Here is a 19,559-nt window from a genome sequence, read left to right as displayed (position 1 = left end):
GGAGCTTGTCGTAATGATCGTAGGAATCGACCTGGGCACGACCAACAGTCTTGCTGCCGTGTGGCGCGGCGATGCCGCCGAAATGGTGCCCAATGCCCTTGGCCAGTTGCTGACTCCGAGTGTGGTCGGCCTGGATGATCAAGGCCGTATCCTGGTCGGCCAAGCCGCCAAGGAACGCCTGCATACCCACCCGCACCTGACTACTTCGCTGTTCAAGCGCTACATGGGCAGTGCCACCGAAGTGCGCCTCGGCGACCGCTCGTTCCGTCCCGAAGAGCTGTCGGCGCTGGTACTCAAAAGCCTCAAAGAAGACATCGAGCGCACCTACGGCCACGTCGTCACTGAAGCGGTGATCAGCGTGCCCGCCTACTTCAGCGACGGCCAGCGCAAAGCCACGCGCATCGCCGGTGAACTGGCGGGGCTCAACGTGGAAAAGCTGATAAACGAACCCACCGCCGCCGCCTTGGCATATGGCCTGCACCAGCGTGACAAGGAAACCTCGTTCCTGGTGTTCGACCTCGGTGGCGGCACCTTTGACGTGTCGATCATCGAGCTGTTCGACGGCGTGATGGAAGTACGCGCCAGCGCCGGCGACAACTTCCTTGGCGGCGAAGACTTCGACACCCTGTTGCTGGAGCACTTCGTCGACAGCCAGCGCAATGCCCAGGGTTTCCCGCCCACCAGCAGTGTGTTGCAGGCCCTGCGCCGAGAAGCCGAGCGCGTGCGCAAAGCCTTGGGCCAGGACGACAGCACCGAGTTCGCCCTGCGCGTCGACGGCCAGCAGTGGGTCAAAACCATCACCCAGGCCGAACTCGCCAAGCTCTACACGCCGCTACTGGAACGCCTGCGCGCCCCCATCGAACGCGCCCTGCGTGATGCACGGATTCGGGTAGGCGATCTGGATGAAATCCTGCTGGTCGGCGGCACCACGCGCATGCCGCTGGTGCGCAAACTGGCCGCTGGTTTGTTCGGGCGTTTCCCGTCCATCAGCCTCGATCCGGACCAGGTGGTCGCCCACGGCGCGGCGATTCAGGCTGCGCTCAAGGCCCGCTCGGCGGCGCTGGAAGAAATCGTGCTGACCGACGTCTGCCCCTACACCCTGGGCATCGAAACCTCGAACCAGTACGGCGGCCATATCGAAAGCGGGCATTACATGCCGCTGATCGAGCGCAACAGCAGCGTGCCGGTCAGCCGGGTCAAGAGTGTGGTCACCCTCTACGACGACCAGACCCGCGTGCTGCTGAAAATCTACCAGGGCGAAAGCCGCCTGGTGAAAGACAACATCGAACTGGGCCAGCTGGAAATCCCCGTGCCCAAGCGCAAGGCCGGCGAAGTCACACTGGACGTGCGCTTCACCTACGACAACAACGGCTTGCTCGAAGCCCAGGTGAACATCCCGCTGACCGGCGAGCAGCATTCGCTGGTGATCGAGAACAACCCGGGCGTGCTCAGCCCGCAGGAGATCCAGCAACGCCTGCAAGCCTTGGCGCTGTTGAAGATTCACCCGCGCGACCAGCAGGTCAATACCGTGCTGACCGCCCGCCTCGAACGGCTCTACCAGGAAAACCTCGGCGAATTGCGCGAGCAGATCGGGCACTGGGCCGCACAGTTCCAGCAAGTGCTCGACACCCAGGACGAACGCCGTATCCGTGAGGCCCGCAGCGAGCTGACCCGTCAACTTGAGCAACTCGACAACGGGTTCTGGCGCTAAGGGGCAACCACATGGACTGTTGGACAGTGTTGCAACTGGCAGACGATGCCGACGAGCGCACCATCAAACGCACCTACGCGCGGTTGCTGAAAAGCTGCCGCCCGGACGATGACGCCGAGGGTTTCCAGCGCCTGCGCGAAGCCTATGAACAAGCGTTGAATGAAGCGCGCTGGCGGGCCGACAACGTGGAGGTGGAAACCGTCGAGGCGCCGGCGGCCGAACAGGCCCACGGCAACCTCAACGACCTGGCCGAACTGATGGACGTTCGCCCCTTGAGTCCTGCGCCGTTCGAACCGACTGTGGTGAAAAACGCGTATGACCTCGCCGAGCTGATGAACATTAGCCCGCTCAGCCCCGCCGCGTTTGAAGCGCCAAAGCCGGACCCGGCCCACGCGCTGCTCACCGGCCTGAACCTGCACAACCTCGATGAACGCTGGGCCCAGGCCCAACAGCAGGGCTGTGAAGAGGCGTTCCAGGCCGGCCTGCTGCGCCATTGCTTCGAAGCCCCCGGCGAGCGCAGTGCAATCGTCGGTTGGGCGATGCAACACCTGGAATGGCTGACGCCCTGGCAACGGGTGACCATGACGCCCTGGCAGCACGAAGCCCTCACCAGCGAGCTGCTCCAGGAATACCGTCGCACCTTGCAGGAACTGCTGGAGCAAAAGGCCGAGCGTGAGTTCGTCAACCAACTGACGCAATACAACAGCCAGCCCTGGCTGCGGGTGTTCGACCAGCAGCAACAGTGGCAACGCATCGTCCTGCAACTGCTGCACGACACCCAATGGAGCGTGCCGCTGTTCGAACACGTGTGCTCGGCATTTGGCTGGGACGACCAGAAAAGTGTGTATCCGGAACCGGCGTGGATGTGGCGTGGCCTGGTGTCGCGCTGCGAACAGGAAAGTTTTTACACCAACCTGCAAGGCAAGGCCCAGGACACCCGCCGCACCAGCCCGGATGCACTGGCTGCGCGCTTGCTGCTCACGCCCATGACCGCGACCCAACAGATGCGCATCATCGATCGGTTTGGCGAAAACGAGTGGAGCGCGTGCCAGCAATTGGGGGAAAACCTCACGTGGCGTTACCCGCAACTGATCGAGCGCCTGCCCCAGAGCGACCTGTTCTTCTGGCGCAAATTTGTCCCAAGACCGATTTACACCCAAGTGCTTATCCGGCTGTGGGCTATCTTCACCTTGGCCGTCGGCCTGAACCTCGTACGCGACAAGCCCGAAAAGCTGGACATTGGTGTCCTGCTCATCTTCCTGGTGCTGGGGATCGTGCCGGCAGGGATCGGCTTTCGCATCACGCAGATGTGGGCCGGAATGACTTCGTCCTTTATGGTTCAGGACGTGTGGCTGAGCCAGTATTTGATCCCCAAGCGGCTCAACCCTAACCAATACTGGCTGGTGTTACGCCATGGTGTGCCGCAGTTGGCGATGCTCCTGGCCTGCGCGCTGGTGCTGGGTGTATTGGGTATGGTGACCTATGCCGGGATGCTGCTGATCAACCTGCTGCACAAGAAACGCATCGGCCACATGAGCCATAAGTTCAGCCACAACTACCCGTGGCTGAACGGCTTGCACTGGGCGTTCTGGAGCCCGCTGCAAGCGGTGTTCCTGGTGGTGATGGTGGCGGTGATCATTGCCGCCCAGCACTACTTGCCCGCCGTGCCCTGGACCCACTTCGACCTGCCCAAACGCTAGCCCTGAAGACCGGGCCTGAGCGCAATGCACAGGCCCGTCAACTTGCGTTCGATCATCGCCCACAACCCGCCCTACCCCACTTTCATTGCACCCACACCGCCAAGCAACATGGCCGGCACCTGCATAACCCCAATAACAACAGGTCCTACGCCATGAGCACTTTCCATCCGCGCCAGCTGTTGCTGGCGACCGTTGTCGCCAGTCTTTCCTTGCCCGTCGTCGCCGAAGAACACGGCTTTCTCGAAGACGCCAGCGCCAACCTCAACCTGCGCAATTTCTTCTTCAACCGCGATTACACAAACCCGACCAAACCCCAGGGCGGCGCTCAGGAGTGGACCCAGAGTTTCATCCTCGATGCCAAGTCCGGCTTCACCCAGGGCACCGTGGGTTTTGGCGTGGACGTGCTCGGTTTGTATTCGGTGAAGCTCGATGGCGGACGTGGCACCGGGGGCACGCAACTGTTGCCACTGGATCACGATGGGCGGCCCGCCGATGACTTCGGGCGCCTGGGCGTAGCATTCAAGGCGCGCATCTCGAAGACTGAGGTGAAGGTAGGCGAATGGATGCCGGTGCTGCCGATCCTGCGCTCGGATGACGGCCGCTCACTGCCGCAAACCTTGCGCGGAGGGCAGATCACCTCCAAAGAAATCGACGGCCTGACCCTCTACGGCGGCCAGTTCCGCGCCAATAGCCCGCGTGACGACAGCAGCATGACCGACATGTCAATGTTCGGAAAAACCGCCTTCACCTCCCACCGGTTCAACTTCCAGGGCGGCGAATATGCCTTCAACGACAAACGCACGCAGGTCGGCGTGTGGAATGCCCAACTCAAGGATATCTACAGCCAGCAGTACCTCAATCTGATCCACAGCCAACCCCTGGGCGACTGGACCCTGGGGGCCAACCTCGGATTTTTCTACGGCAAGGAAGACGGTAGCGCCCGTGCCGGCAACCTGGACAACAAGACCTGGTCCGGGATGTTCTCGGCCAAGTACGGCGGCAACACCTTCTACGTCGGCCTGCAAAAGCTCACCGGCGACAGCGCCTGGATGCGGGTCAATGGCACCAGCGGCGGCACCCTGGCCAACGACAGTTTCAACGCCAGCTACGACAACGCCCAGGAAAAATCCTGGCAGGTGCGCCACGACTACAACTTCGTCGCCCTTGGCGTGCCAGGCCTGACCGTGATGAACCGCTACATCAGCGGCAGCAATGTGCACACCGCCACCGTGACCGACGGCAAGGAATGGGGACGGGAAAGCGAACTGGCCTACACGGTGCAGAGCGGTACGTTGAAAAACCTCAATGTGCGCTGGCGCAATTCCAGCATGCGTCGGGACTACAGCAACAATGAGTTTGATGAAAACCGGTTGATCGTCAGCTATCCGCTAAGTCTGCTGTAAACACGCGACAACCTTGCTGTATGGTGCGCGCCTGCCGCGGCTGATCCAAATCAGCGGCGGCCTTCATTCGAGCACGGTCCACACCATGAAATCCCTTGCCATCGCCTCAGCCGTACTTGCCCTGGCATTGAGCCTGGGCGGCTGCATCGGCCCTCCCATTGCCCTGACGCCGCAGACTGAATACAACCTGCGTGCCCAGGCGCCGATCCGCTTTTTGCTGACCTTCGATGACGGCCCCAGCGCCTCGGGCTTCGACAACCCGAGCCGTTCGGTGCTCGCGGACCTGGCCAGCAACCCGGTACAACCGGGGATCAAGGCGATCTTCTTTTTGCAGACCGAGGCGTCTCGGTCCGGCGGCAGCGCGCGTGGTCGTAAAACCATGGAACGCGAGCACGCTGACGGGCATATCCTGGGCTTCCACACCGCCACTGCCTGGCACACCAATCACCGCCTCCTTGACTCCGAAGAACTGGAACAGTCCCTCAGCCTGGGCGCGGCAACCCTTGAGTCGATCACTGGGGCACCGCCATCGCTGGTACGTCCGCCCTTCTGGAACTACGACAGCCGCACCTTCGCGGCCTATCAGAAACAGGGTTTGCACATCCTGCTGACGGACCTGAGCGCCAATGACGGCAAGATCTGGGGGTTCAATGGCAGCCCGCAGCGGCGGGCCAACCTGCTACGGCAACTGTCGCAAGTACGCGAGCGGATCGCCCTGGGGCAGTTGCCGACAGTGGACGGTGTGATACCGGTGGTGGTGACCTTTCACGACATCAACCGCTACACCGCGCGGCATCTGCAGGAATACCTGCAGATCCTGATGGACAGCGCCCGAGTCACAGGCCTTAAGACAGCTGCCGAGCCGTTCTACACGGATCGCCCGACACTGCAACGCGCCGCCATGGCTCGCACAGTGGGTGATGCCAGCGACGCGGTGCATTTTCCAGGCGTGTGGAATTGGCTGTGGAACGCTGATTCCTTCTGATTTAAGCAAGCAAGCCAACGTAGGAGCTGTCGAGCCCAGGCGAGGCTGCGATGGCGTCAGCACAGCCAACATTGAGGGTGCCTACCCACCGCTATCGCAGCCTCGCCTGGGCTCGACAGCTCCTACAGTTGCCGCGACTCAACACCCAACTCATCCCACACCGACTCTGCCAGGTGAAAGGTCGCATTGGCCGCCGGAATCCCACAGTAGATCGCGCTCTGCATCAGCACCTCCTTGATCTCGGCACGGGTCACGCCATTGCTGGCTGCCGCACGCAAGTGCAGTTTCAGTTCCTCACTGCGATTCATGCCGATCAGCATGGCGATAGTGATCAAGCTGCGGGTGTGCCGAGGCAAACCCGGACGGGTCCAGATATCACCCCAGGCGTGGCGGGTAATCATTTCCTGGAACTCCGAATTGAACTCGGTCAGGGCATTCAGACTGCGGTCGACGTGGGCGTCGCCGAGCACTTCGCGACGCACTTGCAGGCCGTCGGCATAGCGTTGTTTCTCGTCCACAAAAGACTCCTCAGTGGGCTAACAGAAATTCCAGCACCCGGTCGCTGAACGCGGCGCCAGCCTGCACATTGGAAAGGTGCGCAGCATAGAATTCGGCGTATTCGGCGCCCTGCACATGAGCCTGGATAAAGTGCCCACCGGCCGGTGGCGTGACGGCGTCTTCAGTCCCGGCGATTACCAGGGTCGGCACCTTGATCGACGACAACTGCTCTCGAAAATCGGCATCGCGCACCGCAGCGCAATTGGCCGCATAACCCTGCGGTGATGTCGCTGCCAGCATGTCGGTGATCAGCTTGGCCTGATAAGGGTTGGCTTGGGCAAAATCGGCAGTGAACCAGCGGGCAATCGACGCATCACGCAAGGCAACCATCGCTGCCGCACCGTCGCGCAGGACCATTTCAATCCGTGGGTTCCACACTGCCGGTTCGCCGATCTTCGCTGCTGTATTGCACACCACAAGCCGCCGCAAACGCTGGCCGGCATTGATGCCCAACCACTGGCCGATCAGGCCGCCCATGGACAGCCCGCAAAAATGCGCGCGGTCAATGTGCAGTGAGTCCAGCAGAGCCAACACGTCTCGCCCCAGTTGCTCGATGCTGTAAGGCCCTTCAGTGACCAGGGATTTGCCGTGCCCACGGGTATCGAAACGCAGCACTCGAAAATATTGGGTAAAGGCCTGTATCTGCGCATCCCACATATGCAGGTCAGTGCCCAGGGAGTTGGACAGCACCAGTACCGGGGCATCGTCGGGGCCATCGAGTTGGTAGTTCAGTTCGCCATCGGCGAGTTGTACAAATCCCACAGCAGCCTCCTCAAGCAGTCAATGCAACATGTTCGGCCACAGCGCGATCGACCCAGGTATGTGCCTGGCCCAGGTAGTGTGCCGGATCCAGCAGGTGATCGAGTTCAGCAGCCGATAATTCGGTGGTGACTTGCGGCTCATCCGCCAGCACCGCACGCAGATGGCGTCGCTGGGCGACGGCACGTTTGCAGCACTGTTCCAACAAATGATGGGCGGTTTCGCGGCCCAGGCGCTGGGCAAGGACGATGCTCACCGCTTCGGCCAGCACCAGCCCCTGGGTCAGGTCGAGGTTACGGGACATGCGCTCGGCGTCCACTTCCAGGCCTTCGCTGACTAGCAAGGCCTGATGCAAGGCGCCAGATACCAACCGGCAGATCTCAGGCAAGGTTTCCCATTCGGCGTGCCACAGGCCCAGGCTGCGCTCGTGCTCCTGGGGCATGGCGCTGAACATCGTCGCCACCAGGCCGGGAACGCGGGTCGCGGCGCTGATCAGCACGGCCGCACCCACCGGATTGCGTTTGTGGGGCATGGTCGAGGAGCCGCCCTTGCCCGGCGCCGACGGTTCGAATACTTCCGCCGCCTCGGTCTGCATCAGCAGGCTGATATCACGGCCCAGTTTGCCGAGGCTACCGGCGATCAAACCAAGCACGGCGGCAAGTTCCACCAGGCGATCACGCTGGGTGTGCCAGGGTTGCTCCGGCAAGGTCAGCTGCAACTCGGCGGCCAGTGCCAACGCTACAGGCATGGCCTGGTCACCCAACGCCGCAAGGGTTCCAGAGGCGCCGCCAAATTGCAGCACCAGCAAACGCGGCTTGAGTTGCGTCAGTCGTTGTCGACTGCGGGTCACCGCGCCAAGCCAGCCGGCGATTTTCATGCCTAGGGTGACGGGCGTCGCGTGTTGCAACCAGGTGCGGCCCGCCAACGGTGTGGCTGCATATCGCTGGGCCTGCACGGCGAGGGTTTCCCCCAACCGTGCCAAATCGTTTTCGATCAGTTCCACGGCGCGGCGCAGTTGCAGCACCAGGCCGGTGTCCATCACATCCTGACTGGTGGCGCCCAAGTGCACATAACGCTCGGCACCGCCGTCGTCTTGAGCAATCTGCTTGCCCAAGGCCTTGACCAGTGGAATCGCCGAGTTACCCGCCGTGGCAATCGCCTCGCCCAGCGCCACCGTGTCGTAGAGAGATGCCAGGCAGGCCTGGGCAATGGGTGCGACCGCCGCTTGAGGGATCAACCCGACCTGGGCCTCGGCCCGGGCCAGCGCAGCTTCAAAGTCGAGCATGCCCTGCAGCCGGCCCTGATCACAGAACACCTCGGCCATGCTGTCGGCCGTGAAATAAGCGTCGAACAGTTGATTGCTCGTGCGCGTCGTCATAAACCATCCCTAGGTCGCGCACGCCCGCAACGGGCGCGCGCCAACCGGTTACAGATCGTGGTGCAAGTACGCCGCCTGTTTGGGCAGGCGCAAGCTGAACAGGAACGCCACCGCCATCATGCCGGTAACGTACCAATAGAAGGTGTTTTCCAGGCCAATGGATTTCAGGCCCAAGGCGACGTATTCCGCCGAACCGCCGAAGATCGCGTTGGCCACCGCGTAAGCCAGGCCAACACCCAAGGCGCGAACTTGTGGCGGGAACATTTCCGCTTTCACCAGGCCACTGATAGAGGTGTAGAAACTGACGATCGCCAGGGCCAGGGTGATCAGCACAAAGGCCAGGAACGGATTGGTAACGGTCTTCAGGGTCATCAGGATCGGCACCGTGCACAGCGTACCGAGGGCGCCGAACCACAGCATGGAATTACGCCGGCCAATCTTGTCCGAGAGCATGCCGAACAAGGGCTGCATGCACATATAGAGGAACAATGCGCCGGTCATGATGTAGCTGGCGGTCTTGGCGTGCATGCCGGCGGTATTCACCAGGTACTTCTGCATGTACGTGGTGAAGGTGTAGAAAATCAGCGAGCCGCCGGCGGTGTAGCCGAGCACGGTGATAAACGCCGCCTTGTGGTCACGGAACAGCGCGGCAATGCTGCCAGCGTCCTTGTTTTCCCGCATTTCCTTGCTGCTGGTTTCTTTCAGGGAGCGGCGCAGCAACAGCGAGATCACCGCCGCGATGGCACCGATCACGAACGGTATCCGCCAGCCCCAGGCCCGCAGTTCATCTTCGGTGAGCAGTTGTTGCAGGATCACCACTACCGACACCGCCAGCAACTGCCCGCCGATCAGGGTCACGTACTGGAACGAGGCGAAAAAACCGCGCTGGCCCTTGAGGGCTACTTCGCTCATGTAGGTCGCGGTGGTGCCGTATTCGCCGCCCACCGACAGGCCCTGAAACAATCGCGCCGCCAACAGCAAGGCCGGTGCCCAGGCGCCGATGTCCTTGTAGGTTGGCAAAAAGGCGATGACCAGGGAGCCGGCGCACATCATCAGCACCGAGATCATCATCGAGTTCTTGCGCCCGTGCTTGTCGGCCACCCGGCCGAATAGCCAGCCACCGATCGGGCGCATCAGGAAGCCGGCGGCAAATACACCGGCGGTGTTGAGCAGTTGCACAGTGGGGTCGTCCGACGGGAAAAACGCCGGGGCGAAGTAGATGGCGCAGAAGGCATAGACGTAGAAGTCGAACCATTCGACCAGGTTGCCGGAGGAAGCCCCGACAATTGCAAAAATCCGTTTGCGGCGTTCTTCTCCGGTGTAGTGACTTGTGGTTGTTGTCATGTTTTTTTCACTCGTTGGGAACGGTTTGAAGTCTAGACATACTTTGCAACAAACTCGTTCCGCAAGCAGACGCTGGGATATGGGTTGCCTGGGCCGGCCTCATCCCTGTAGGAGCGAGCTTGCTCGCGAAGAACTCAAGGACACCGCGTTTATCCAGAAAACCCGCGTTATCGTTGACGATCTTCGCGAGCAAGCTCGCTCATACAGGAACTCAATAGTCGAAGAACACCGTCTCTTCGTCTGTGCCCTGCAAAATCACATTCCACTGATACACACCCGAAGCATCAGCCTTGGCAATCAAGGTGCCCCGCCGCTCTTCTGGCACACAGGCCAGCAACGGATCGTTGCCATTCGCCGTCTCACCATCAAAGTAAATCCGCGTCAGCAAGTGCTTGACCAAGCCACGGGCAAACACCAACACCAGCAGATGCGGCGCCTGTGTCGTACCCTTCAAACCCGGCACGCTGCCCGGCTTGATGGTGCTGAACCGAAAGCGCCCTTGCGCATCCACCGGCACCCGGCCAAACCCTTCGAAATTGGCGTCCAGGGGCTTGTCCTGTTCATCTTCAGGGTGGTCGTATTTTCCGGCGGCGTTGGCTTGCCATACTTCAAGCATGGCGTCGTTGACGACATCACCGTTGCCATCCACCACACGCCCGGTGATCGCCACGCGCTCACCCAGGGTTTGGGCATTGGCGAGGTCTTCGCGGTTCAGCCAGGTCAGGCCGATGTGGTAATAGGGCCCAACGGTGTGGGACGTGGTCGCATTGAGGGTCATCTCATTTCTCCATCGGCGTGGCGTCGCGGCCGCGCAGGACGATGTCCCAGCGGTAACCGAGGGCATAGGAAGGAATGGTTTTTTCCAGGTCAAAGCTGGCGATCAGGCGTTCCTTGGCAGACGTGTCCGGGACGCAGTTGTAGATCGGGTCGTAGGCCAGCAACGGGTCGCCGGGGAAATACATCTGGGTCACCAGGCGCGTCAGCACACTGGGGCCAAACAACGAGAAGTGAATGTGCGCCGGGCGCCAGGCGTTGTGGTGGTTGCCCCACGGGTAGGCGCCGGGCTTGATGGTCTGGAACTGGTACCAGCCATCGGCGTCGGTGACGGTGCGACCGGTGCCGGTGAAGTTCGGGTCCAGGGGCGCGTCGTGCACGTCGCGTTCGTGGTTGTAGCGGCCGGCCGCGTTGGCCTGCCAGATTTCCACGAGGATGCCCGGCACCGGCAGGCCGTTTTCATCGAGCACTCGCCCGTGAATGATGATGCGCTCGCCCTGGGGTTCACCGGCGTGCTGGGCGGTCAGGTCGTTGTCTTTCTCGTTAACGAGCTCGGCGTCGATGGTCGGGCCAGTAATTTCCGACAGGGAATGGGGCAGAAACACCAACGGCTTGGACGGCGAACGCAGGTTCGTCGACTGGTAGGCCGGGTGCAGATAATCAGGCTGAGTACCCGCTTGCGGGCGCCGGTAACCGGGCTTGTCACTCATGGAGCAATCCTCTTTATTGTTATTCAACGCGTTCGATGGCCAGGGCCAAGCCTTGGCCGACGCCGACACACATGGTCGCCAGGCCTTTGCGGCCGCCGGTTTTTTCCAGGTGATGGAGCGCCGTCAGTACCAGGCGCGCGCCACTCATGCCCAGCGGATGGCCGAGCGCTATAGCGCCGCCGTTGGGGTTGACCTGAGGCGCGTCGTCCGCCAGGCCCAGCTCACGCAACACCGCCAGGCCTTGGCTGGCAAAGGCCTCGTTGAGCTCAATCACATCAAAGTCGCTGACAGCCAAACCCATGCGTTCCACCAGTTTGCGGACCGCTGGCACCGGGCCGATGCCCATCACACGAGGAGCAACACCGGCGCTGGCCATACCCAGCACGCGGGCGCGGGCGGTCAAGCCGTGTTTTTTCACCGCTTCGGCAGAAGCCAGGATCAGCGCGGCGGCGCCATCGTTGACGCCCGACGCGTTGCCGGCAGTAACCGTTTTGTCCGGGCCATTGACCGGCTTGAGTTTGGTCAAGGCTTCCAGGGTGGTATCGGCCCGTGGATGCTCGTCCTGCTCGACCACGGTTTCACCTTTTTTATGGGCGACGCGTACCGGGACAATTTCTTCAGCAAAGAACCCGGCGGCTTGAGCCGCTGCGGTACGTTGCTGGCTGCGCAGGGCGAAGGCGTCCTGGTCGGCACGAGAAACCTTATAGTCGTCGGCGACATTATCGGCGGTCTGCGGCATCGGATCGACGCCGTACTGAGCCTTCATCAACGGGTTGATAAAGCGCCAGCCAATGGTGGTGTCTTCCAGTTTCATGTTGCGCGAGAAGGCCGCATCGGCCTTGCCCATCACAAACGGCGCGCGGGACATCGACTCGACGCCGCCGGCAATCGCCAGCTCCATCTCGCCACTGGCAATGGCGCGAAACGCGGTGCCGATGGCGTCCATGCCCGAAGCGCACAGGCGATTGAGGGTCACGCCGGGAATGCTCTCCGGCAGGCCGGCCAGCAACAAGGCCATGCGCGCCACGTTGCGGTTGTCTTCACCGGCCTGGTTCGCGCAGCCGAAAAATACTTCGTCGACGGCGTTCCAATCCACGGACGGGTTGCGTTCCATCAGCGCCTTGATCGGCACCGCCGCCAGGTCATCGGCACGCACGGTGGACAGGCCACCGCCAAAACGGCCGATGGGAGTACGAATGGCGTCACAGATAAATACGTCGCGCATCAGGCTTCTCCTGGGGTTTGGCCATGGGCGACGGCGGTGCGGGCTTCAAGATCACGCAGGGCGGTCAGTTCGATGTCGGTGGGTTCAGCGCTGGTACTGAGCAGCTCAGCAAAGCGAATCGCCCAACCCGTGGCCGCGACCACTTGCTCGCGGGTCACGCCGGGGTGCAGCGCGGTGACCACAAACTCGTGAGTGCCCTCCTCCGGTTCCATGATGCACAGGTCGGTAATAATCCCGACCGGACCCGCGCCTGGCAGGCCGAGGCGTTTACGGGAATCGCCGCCCTCGCCGTGGCCCACCGAAGTGATGAAGTCCAGTTTGTCGACAAACGAACGCGCCGACTGCTTGAGGATGATCAGCACGCTCTTGGCGGAACCGGCAATCTCCGGCGCGCCGCCGGCACCCGGAAGGCGAACCTTGGGCTGGTGATAATCACCAACCACAGTGGTGTTGATGTTGCCGAAACGATCGACTTGGGCCGCACCGAGAAAGCCGACGTCAATGCGCCCGCCCTGCAGCCAGTAGCGAAAAATCTCACCGGTAGGCACGACGGTGTCAGCAGTTTCCGCCAGCTCACCGTCACCGATGGACAGTGGCAGTACCGACGGCTTGGCGCCAATCGGGCCAGATTCGTAGATCAGCACCACGTCTGGCGAAGAGGTCAGGCGAGCCAGGTTGGCAGCCTTGGAGGGCAGGCCGATGCCGACGAAGCACACCGAACCGTTCTTCAGGCGGCGGGCGGCGGCGACGGTCATCATTTCGTTGGTCGAGTAAGCCATCACTTGGCCTCCTGCGCGGTGGCCAGCTTGGCCTGGAATTCGCTGAAATCGGCAGTGCCGTGGATGTATTCGTCAATCCAGGCGGTAAAGGTCCCACGGTCCCGGGCGATTGGGTCCCAGGCTTGATAGAAACGGTTGTCGCGTTCGGTGTAACCGAGGGCGTAGGACGGATGCGCGCCGCCGGGTACGTGGCAAACGGCAGTCAGGGCCCAGGTTGGCAGCACACAGGCGTTCATCGGCGCATTGAGGTCATCGACGATTTCTTCGACGGTGACAATGCAACGTTTGGCCGCCAGGGCCGCTTCTTTCTGCACCCCGAGAATGCCCCACAACAGCACGTTGCCCTTGCGATCAGCCTTTTGTGCGTGGATCACGGTGATGTCCGGGCGCACCGCCGGCACCGCCGCCAGCACTTCACCAGTAAACGGGCAGGTCACGGTCTTGATCAGCGGGTTGACCCTGGGCAGGTCAGAGCCTGCGTAGGCTCGCAGTACTGCGAACGGCAGGCCAGATGCTCCGGCGACGTAGGCATTGGCCAGGTCGGCGTGACTGTGTTCTTCGATCTCCAACGGCTGCGGCCACTGTTTCTCCACCGCGTCCCGCAGGCGATGCAGGGAACCCACGCCGGGATTGCCGCCCCAGGAGAAAATCAGCCTGCGCGCACAGCCGGCACCAATCAGTTGGTCGTAGATCAAGTCGGGCGTCATTCGCACCAGCGTCAGGTCTTTCTTGCCCTGACGAATGATTTCATGGCCTGCCGCCGTAGGGATCAGGTGGGTAAAGCCTTCGAGCGCGACAGTATCGCCGTCGTTGACGAACTGCTTCACCGCATCGTGCAGGGTGAGGATTTCAGCCATGGGGTTGGGCTCCCGGTGTTGATCGAAAAAGGCGCCGAGGGCGGCGCCGAAGTGCTTGAAGATTAAGCCGGGGAAATGCGCCAAACAATCCGATAATCGACTGAGTGTTCGATTATCGAACGGATTGTTGTCTAGCTATCGGTTGCGTTCAGGTCGTATCCGCATGGCTGACCATACCCTTGATCACCACCGCACTCGCGGCCAGCACAGCCGGGATCACCAGTGCTGTCAGCACTTGTTCGAAGTTCCAGCCCAGGCCAAGCAATGTCGCGCCCATCCATGCACCGAGAATCGCGCCGAAGCGACCAATGCCCAGCATCCAGGACACACCGGTGGCGCGCCCTTGGGTCGGGTAGAAGCGTGCGGCCAGGGACGGCATGGCAGACTGGGCACCGTTGACACACATCCCGGCGATCAACACCAGCGTCGCCAACACCGTGATATTGCCCAGGCTCTGCCCGACTGCGTAGGCAAACACCCCGGCCAACAGGTAGAAGATACCGATGACCTTGTGGGGATTGAACCGATCCATCGCCCAACCCACGCCCACAGCGCTGAGCACACCACCAAACTGGAACAAGGCACCGATAAACGCGGCCTGCTCCATGCTGGCACCGCTGTCACGCATCAGTGTGGGCAACCAACTGGTCAGCAGGTACACAATCACCAGGCCCATGAAGTACGTGAGCCACAGCAGCAAGGTGCCAGTGCTGTAAGTGCCTGAGAAAATCACCGCAAACACGTTGCGTGCCTTGACGGTTTTCTGCTCGGGGACGCTGAAGCTTGAGGCCTGGGCGACAATGGTCGGTTCGATGGGCGCCAGGGTCTTGCGCACCTTGTCGGTGCCACGATTGCGCACCACCAGATAACGCGCCGACTCCGGCAGCCACACCAGCAACACCACCACCAGAATCAACGGCAAGATGCCACCGATCAGCAGCAGGCTGTGCCAGCCGAACGCGGGGATCAGCTTGGCCGAGATAAACCCGCCACCGGCCATCCCCAGGTTGAAACCGCAGAACATGCTGGTCACCAGCAGCGACTTGTGGCGCTCCGGGGTGTATTCGGACAGCAAGGTCGTGGCATTTGGCATGCCGGCGCCCAGGCCAAGGCCGGTAAGAAATCGCAGCACCAGCAATTGATCGACGTTGGAGCTATAGGCCGACGCCAGGCTAAAGGCGCCAAACACCAACACTGCGCCGACCAGCACCACTTTGCGGCCAAAGCGGTCGGCCAAGGGGCCAGAACCCAGGGCGCCAAACACCATGCCGATCAACGCGGCACTCATCACCGGGCCGAGGCTTGCGCGGTCGATGCCCCAATCCTGGGACAACGCGGGGGCGATAAAACCCATGGCCGCGGTGTCGAGGCCGTCGAGAAACACAATCAGGAAACAAAGGATCACTACACGCCACTGATAGCGCGACAGTGGCTGGGAGTTGATGAAGGACTGCACATCCAGGCAAGTCCCGACAGAAGGCGAAGGCTGATTCATTATTTTTATTCCACACCTATGGGCGGGGGAACGAGGGTTATCTCGTCATTATTATTGGGCGGCACAGGGACTTGGACGGCAGGCACCGTTGCGGTCAATTGCGCTGCCGCGACATTAATGAGCCAGGGGAAACACCGTCAATTCATCAAACCGGGATCTGTGCGGTCACCGAACAGCTTAAGCAAACAGCTGGGCACTCAACTCCTGGCTGGCGCTAAGCATGCTGGGCAGAAAACGTTGCTCCAGCTCACTGCGGCTGACCCGTGCGGCATGGGTGCTGACGTTGAGCGCAGCGAGCACTTGGCCTGAGGCGTCATACACCGGCACGGCGATGGAGCGCAGGCCCTGCTCCAGCTCCTGGTCGACGATGCACCAGCCCTGTTGCCGCACTTGTTGCAGGCATTCGAGCAACGCCTGGGGCGTGGCCAGGGTGCGACTGGTCTTGATTTGCAGGTCGGCGTGATCCAGATAGTCCTGCAACGAGACATCGTCGAGGGCCGCCAGCAGTATCCGGCCCATGGACGTGCAATAGGCCGGAAGACGCCCGCCCACCGAAAGGTCCACGGAGATCAGGCGCTGGGTGGTGGCCGAGCGGGCGATATAAAGGATGTCATCACCTTCCAGGGTGGCCATGTTGCAGGCTTCGTGGAGTTGCTCGCTCATGCGGTCCAGGTACGGCTGGGCAGAAACCGCCAAGGGTGTGGACGACAAATAGGCATGGCCCAAGGTCAGGACCTTGGGCAGCAGTGAATAGGTACGCCCGTCGGTGGTGGCGTAGCCGAGCTTGATCAGGGTATGCAGGCAACGGCGCACGGCGGCGCGGGGAATTTCCGTGCGATGGCTGATCTGCGCGATGGTCAGGTGGCGCTTGCGCTCCTGGAATGCCTGCACCACCGCCAAGCCGCGAGCCAGGGAGGTCATGAAATCCGGATCACCGGTAAACGCCTGGATACGCTTGGCCGGTGACGCAACGATCGGCGGCGCCACTGATGCGAAGGAGTTGCGCAATTGATCGTTCATTTCTGGTCCCTTCTCTTATTTTCAACCGCTATTACAAGCCGTCTGGCAACGGATACACAAGGCGAGGCCGGCAACATTGGGCGATTATCGGACAGGCATGCGATTATCGCAATTTCCCGGCCTGCTTGTGATGCTCCCTGTCCACCCGTTTGAATGAAGGTCACTGCATCGACTCATTGAATCCGCTATACGCCGAACAATATTTTTTAGCTCAACTGGCACTTGTAGAATATTTAGCAAGTGTGACGCCAAAAGTTCGGCACTACTCTCGGGAAAAAACCTGCAGGCCAAGTTGACGATTTTTAACTTGTTGGCGATAGTGTTATTCAAATGCATCGCTATAATGAGCTATGTGAGGAGGTCGGCCCAGCGTCAAGAACGATTTCAGATCTCGCTGAGCCTCCCCTATGCTTTGCCCGTGCCTTGTCACAAGTACCTGTCATCCATTTAAAATGCCTGCCAATTGCTTGTGACTTGAAAGAAAACTGTTGCTACGGCAGCTGTTCTTCTCCGGTACCGTGGCCGCATGCAATAAAGAAGTGATCTATTGTGTATACCTTCAAAAACCGAGCAGCTTTATCGGTACCCTTTGAAGGTAATGCCATGGACGTCTTCCACGCATCGCGCTTCACCGGAATTAAACTCAACTCAATAAGGTATCAATGTGACGAAAGACGAACTGCGCGCGGAACTTGAGCGCCAGGAACAACGTTACAAGGATGTTTACGGCGGGGAAGTCACCACCTACGCCGCCCAGCCAGAACCTGAGCGCAAACCATGGCGCAAACGAGCAAGTCTGCTCGATCAGGCTTTTGCCCAGGAAATTCAAAAGATTGAAAAGGACCTCAAAGCCGAAGAGCCTTAAGCCGCTCGTGCTGAGTCGCCAAGGGTTGCCTCCGCCTGCCAACGCACTGTTGGCAGGGGGCTCCCCGGTCCATGCCAGTGCATCTGACGCCAATCACATACCTGCGCAAAGCCATCCTGGCGCCCCTTCTGCCTGCCTTACCGAAATTTCATACGATTGTTTCAGACACCCCACCATCGTTGTCGCACCCCACCTCATCAGCCCTACTCTTTATAAATCAGTGACTTGCCATACCCCCGGAATGACTGGGATGCGCGCCCTGCCCACAACCTTTTTCGTTGAAGAATGTTACCGATGAGCAGCTAGTGCATCGATTACCAAGGTTTTCTGGCATAATCGCGCCCCCTTACGACCGGGTCAGAAAACCTTCATGATCGATTTATTCAGCGGACTGGATGCTTGGGTTCTTGTGAGCCTATTGCTCGCCCTGGCCTTTGTCCTCGCCTTCGAGTTCATCAATGGCTTTCATGACACCGCTAACGCGGTTGCCACAGTCATCTATACCAAAGCCATGCCGCCGCACCTGGCCGTGTTCTTTTCCGGGTTGTTCAACTTCCTCGGCGTGTTGCTCGGCGGGGTAGGCGTCGCCTATGCCATCGTGCACTTGCTGCCGGTGGAACTGCTGATCAATGTGAACACCGGCCATGGCCTGGCCATGGTGTTCTCCTTGTTGGCAGCGGCGATCACCTGGAACCTGGGTACCTGGTATTTCGGGATCCCTGCGTCCAGCTCCCACACGCTGATCGGTTCGATCCTCGGTGTCGGCCTGGCCAACGCCCTGATCAACGACATCCCACTGGCTGACGGGGTCAACTGGCAGAAGGCGATCGATATCGGCGCATCGCTGGTGGCCTCGCCCATAGCCGGCTTCCTGGTCGCAGCCCTGGTGCTGATCATCCTGAAATGGTGGCGCCCGCTGTCCAAGATGCACAAGACGCCGGACCAGCGCCGCAAGATCGACGACAAGAAGCACCCGCCTTTCTGGAACCGCCTAGTGCTGGTAATTTCCGCCATGGCCGTGAGTTTCGTGCACGGTTCCAATGACGGTCAGAAGGGTATCGGCCTAATTATGCTGGTGCTGATTGGTATCGTGCCCGCGCAGTTCGTACTCGACCTGGGCAGCACCACCTACCAGATCGAGCGTACCCGCGACGCCACCCTGCACCTCAATCAGTTCTACCAGCGCAACCAGGAAACCCTCGGTGACTTCCTCGCCCTGGGCAAGAGCGTCAAAGACGACCTGCCTGGCAAGTTCCGTTGCAACCCACAGCAGACCGAACCGACCATCACTGCCCTTCTCGGCACATTGAAGGGTGTCTCCGACTACCATTCGCTGACCGCAGAGCACCGCATTGAGGTGCGTCGCTACCTGCTGTGCCTGGACGACACTGCGAAGAAAGTCGGCAAGCTGCCTGGCCTCAATCCCCGCGAGAAGTCCGACCTGGACAAACTGCGCAAAGACCTGACAGCCACTACCGAATACGCACCGTTCTGGGTGATCCTGGCAGTAGCCCTGGCCCTGGGCCTGGGCACCATGGTCGGCTGGAAACGTGTGGTGCTGACCATCGGTGAGAAGATTGGCAAGCAAGGCATGACCTATGCCCAAGGCATGTCGGCGCAGATCACCACCGCGAGCATGATTGGCCTGGCCAACATCTTCAGCCTGCCGGTGTCCACCACTCACGTCCTGTCCTCGGGCGTAGCAGGCACCATGGTTGCCAACAAGAGCGGCCTGCAAAGCGGGACGGTGAAAACCATCCTGATGGCGTGGATACTGACCCTGCCAGCAACGGTGGGCTTGTCGGCCGGCCTGTTCTGGCTGGCGTCCAAGGCCCTCGGCAGCTGATAATCGGCCAGTAATAAAAAAGGTGCGATCCGCAAGGTTCGCACCTTTTTTTATGCCCGTGATTGACGCGACGCGGGGCCTGGGAATGATTATTTCAGGCGAAAAAAAAGGGCGACCGAAGTCGCCCAAAATGCCTTGCGTGCTCATGTA

At 60.8% G+C, this 19,559-nt stretch carries 17 protein-coding genes; 6 read left to right on the top strand and 11 right to left on the bottom strand.

The annotated features are described in order from the left end of the window. The first annotated feature begins 13 nt into the window (after positions 1 to 13). From ACZRJ6_RS12075 to ACZRJ6_RS12060, 4 genes are all read left to right on the top strand, one after another. Positions 14 to 1,711 carry a molecular chaperone HscC gene (locus ACZRJ6_RS12075; protein WP_463968284.1) on the top strand — a complete coding sequence of 566 codons (1,698 nt, stop codon included), beginning with the start codon at positions 14 to 16 and terminating at the stop codon, positions 1,709 to 1,711. Between the two features lie 11 nt (positions 1,712 to 1,722). Then, positions 1,723 to 3,411 (top strand): J domain-containing protein, encoded by a 1,689-nt coding sequence (locus ACZRJ6_RS12070; protein WP_463968283.1) that lies wholly within the window; start codon positions 1,723 to 1,725, stop codon positions 3,409 to 3,411. 152 nt (positions 3,412 to 3,563) lie between these two features. After that, positions 3,564 to 4,814: an OprD family porin gene (locus ACZRJ6_RS12065; RefSeq protein WP_463968282.1), complete on the top strand. Its 1,251-nt coding sequence runs from the start codon at positions 3,564 to 3,566 to the stop codon at positions 4,812 to 4,814. 85 nt (positions 4,815 to 4,899) lie between these two features. After that, positions 4,900 to 5,799 carry a polysaccharide deacetylase family protein gene (locus ACZRJ6_RS12060; protein WP_463968281.1) on the top strand — a complete coding sequence of 300 codons (900 nt, stop codon included), beginning with the start codon at positions 4,900 to 4,902 and terminating at the stop codon, positions 5,797 to 5,799. Positions 5,800 to 5,921: 122 nt separating this feature from the next. Here ACZRJ6_RS12060 and pcaC read toward each other — a convergent pair whose 3' ends face one another. The 11 genes from pcaC to pcaR all read right to left on the bottom strand — a co-directional run bounded on the left by pcaC (position 5,922) and on the right by pcaR (position 16,698). Beyond that, positions 5,922 to 6,317 carry a 4-carboxymuconolactone decarboxylase gene (pcaC, locus tag ACZRJ6_RS12055; protein ID WP_149413070.1) on the bottom strand — a complete coding sequence of 132 codons (396 nt, stop codon included), beginning with the start codon at positions 6,315 to 6,317 and terminating at the stop codon, positions 5,922 to 5,924. Between the two features lie 10 nt (positions 6,318 to 6,327). Next, entirely contained in the window at positions 6,328 to 7,119 is a 792-nt protein-coding gene (gene pcaD, locus ACZRJ6_RS12050) for a 3-oxoadipate enol-lactonase (RefSeq protein ID WP_463968280.1), read from the bottom strand. Positions 7,120 to 7,129: 10 nt separating this feature from the next. Beyond that, positions 7,130 to 8,494 (bottom strand): 3-carboxy-cis,cis-muconate cycloisomerase, encoded by a 1,365-nt coding sequence (locus ACZRJ6_RS12045; protein WP_463968279.1) that lies wholly within the window; start codon positions 8,492 to 8,494, stop codon positions 7,130 to 7,132. A gap of 48 nt (positions 8,495 to 8,542) precedes the next feature. Further along, a complete protein-coding gene (locus ACZRJ6_RS12040; RefSeq protein ID WP_133099335.1) occupies positions 8,543 to 9,838 on the bottom strand; it encodes an MFS family transporter in 1,296 nt (431 codons plus the stop codon). Positions 9,839 to 10,049: 211 nt separating this feature from the next. Beyond that, the gene (gene pcaG, locus ACZRJ6_RS12035; protein WP_463968278.1) at positions 10,050 to 10,616 is read right to left on the bottom strand and encodes a protocatechuate 3,4-dioxygenase subunit alpha; all 567 of its coding nucleotides are present in this window, start codon (positions 10,614 to 10,616) and stop codon (positions 10,050 to 10,052) included. A gap of 1 nt (position 10,617) precedes the next feature. Further along, on the bottom strand, positions 10,618 to 11,322 hold the full coding sequence (pcaH, locus tag ACZRJ6_RS12030) for a protocatechuate 3,4-dioxygenase subunit beta (RefSeq protein WP_463968277.1): 705 nt from the start codon (positions 11,320 to 11,322) through the stop codon (positions 10,618 to 10,620). A 19-nt stretch (positions 11,323 to 11,341) separates the two neighbouring features. Further along, a complete protein-coding gene (pcaF, locus tag ACZRJ6_RS12025) occupies positions 11,342 to 12,550 on the bottom strand; it encodes a 3-oxoadipyl-CoA thiolase (RefSeq protein WP_463968426.1) in 1,209 nt (402 codons plus the stop codon). Next, complete coding sequence (locus ACZRJ6_RS12020; RefSeq protein WP_463968276.1) at positions 12,547 to 13,329, bottom strand: CoA-transferase subunit beta; 783 nt, start codon at positions 13,327 to 13,329, stop codon at positions 12,547 to 12,549. The genes pcaF and ACZRJ6_RS12020 overlap by 4 nt, the downstream gene beginning before the upstream one ends. Next, positions 13,326 to 14,183: a CoA transferase subunit A gene (locus ACZRJ6_RS12015; protein ID WP_463968275.1), complete on the bottom strand. Its 858-nt coding sequence runs from the start codon at positions 14,181 to 14,183 to the stop codon at positions 13,326 to 13,328. The genes ACZRJ6_RS12020 and ACZRJ6_RS12015 overlap by 4 nt, the downstream gene beginning before the upstream one ends. A 148-nt stretch (positions 14,184 to 14,331) precedes the next feature. Beyond that, positions 14,332 to 15,678, bottom strand: a complete 1,347-nt coding sequence (gene pcaK, locus ACZRJ6_RS12010; protein ID WP_463968274.1) for a 4-hydroxybenzoate transporter PcaK — start codon at positions 15,676 to 15,678, stop codon at positions 14,332 to 14,334. 177 nt (positions 15,679 to 15,855) lie between these two features. Beyond that, positions 15,856 to 16,698 (bottom strand): pca regulon transcriptional regulator PcaR, encoded by an 843-nt coding sequence (gene pcaR, locus ACZRJ6_RS12005; protein ID WP_463968273.1) that lies wholly within the window; start codon positions 16,696 to 16,698, stop codon positions 15,856 to 15,858. A 664-nt stretch (positions 16,699 to 17,362) separates the two neighbouring features. Between pcaR and ACZRJ6_RS12000 the strand changes: the two genes are divergently transcribed. After that, positions 17,363 to 17,563 carry a hypothetical protein gene (locus tag ACZRJ6_RS12000; protein ID WP_029297082.1) on the top strand — a complete coding sequence of 67 codons (201 nt, stop codon included), beginning with the start codon at positions 17,363 to 17,365 and terminating at the stop codon, positions 17,561 to 17,563. A gap of 370 nt (positions 17,564 to 17,933) precedes the next feature. Next, entirely contained in the window at positions 17,934 to 19,409 is a 1,476-nt protein-coding gene (locus ACZRJ6_RS11995; RefSeq protein WP_149413060.1) for an inorganic phosphate transporter, read from the top strand. Positions 19,410 to 19,559: the final 150 nt, after the last annotated feature.

The organism is Pseudomonas sp. C321, assembly GCF_055407105.1.
Note: the sequence above shows the minus strand (reverse complement) of the source record. Positions and strands in the feature narration are given on the sequence as shown.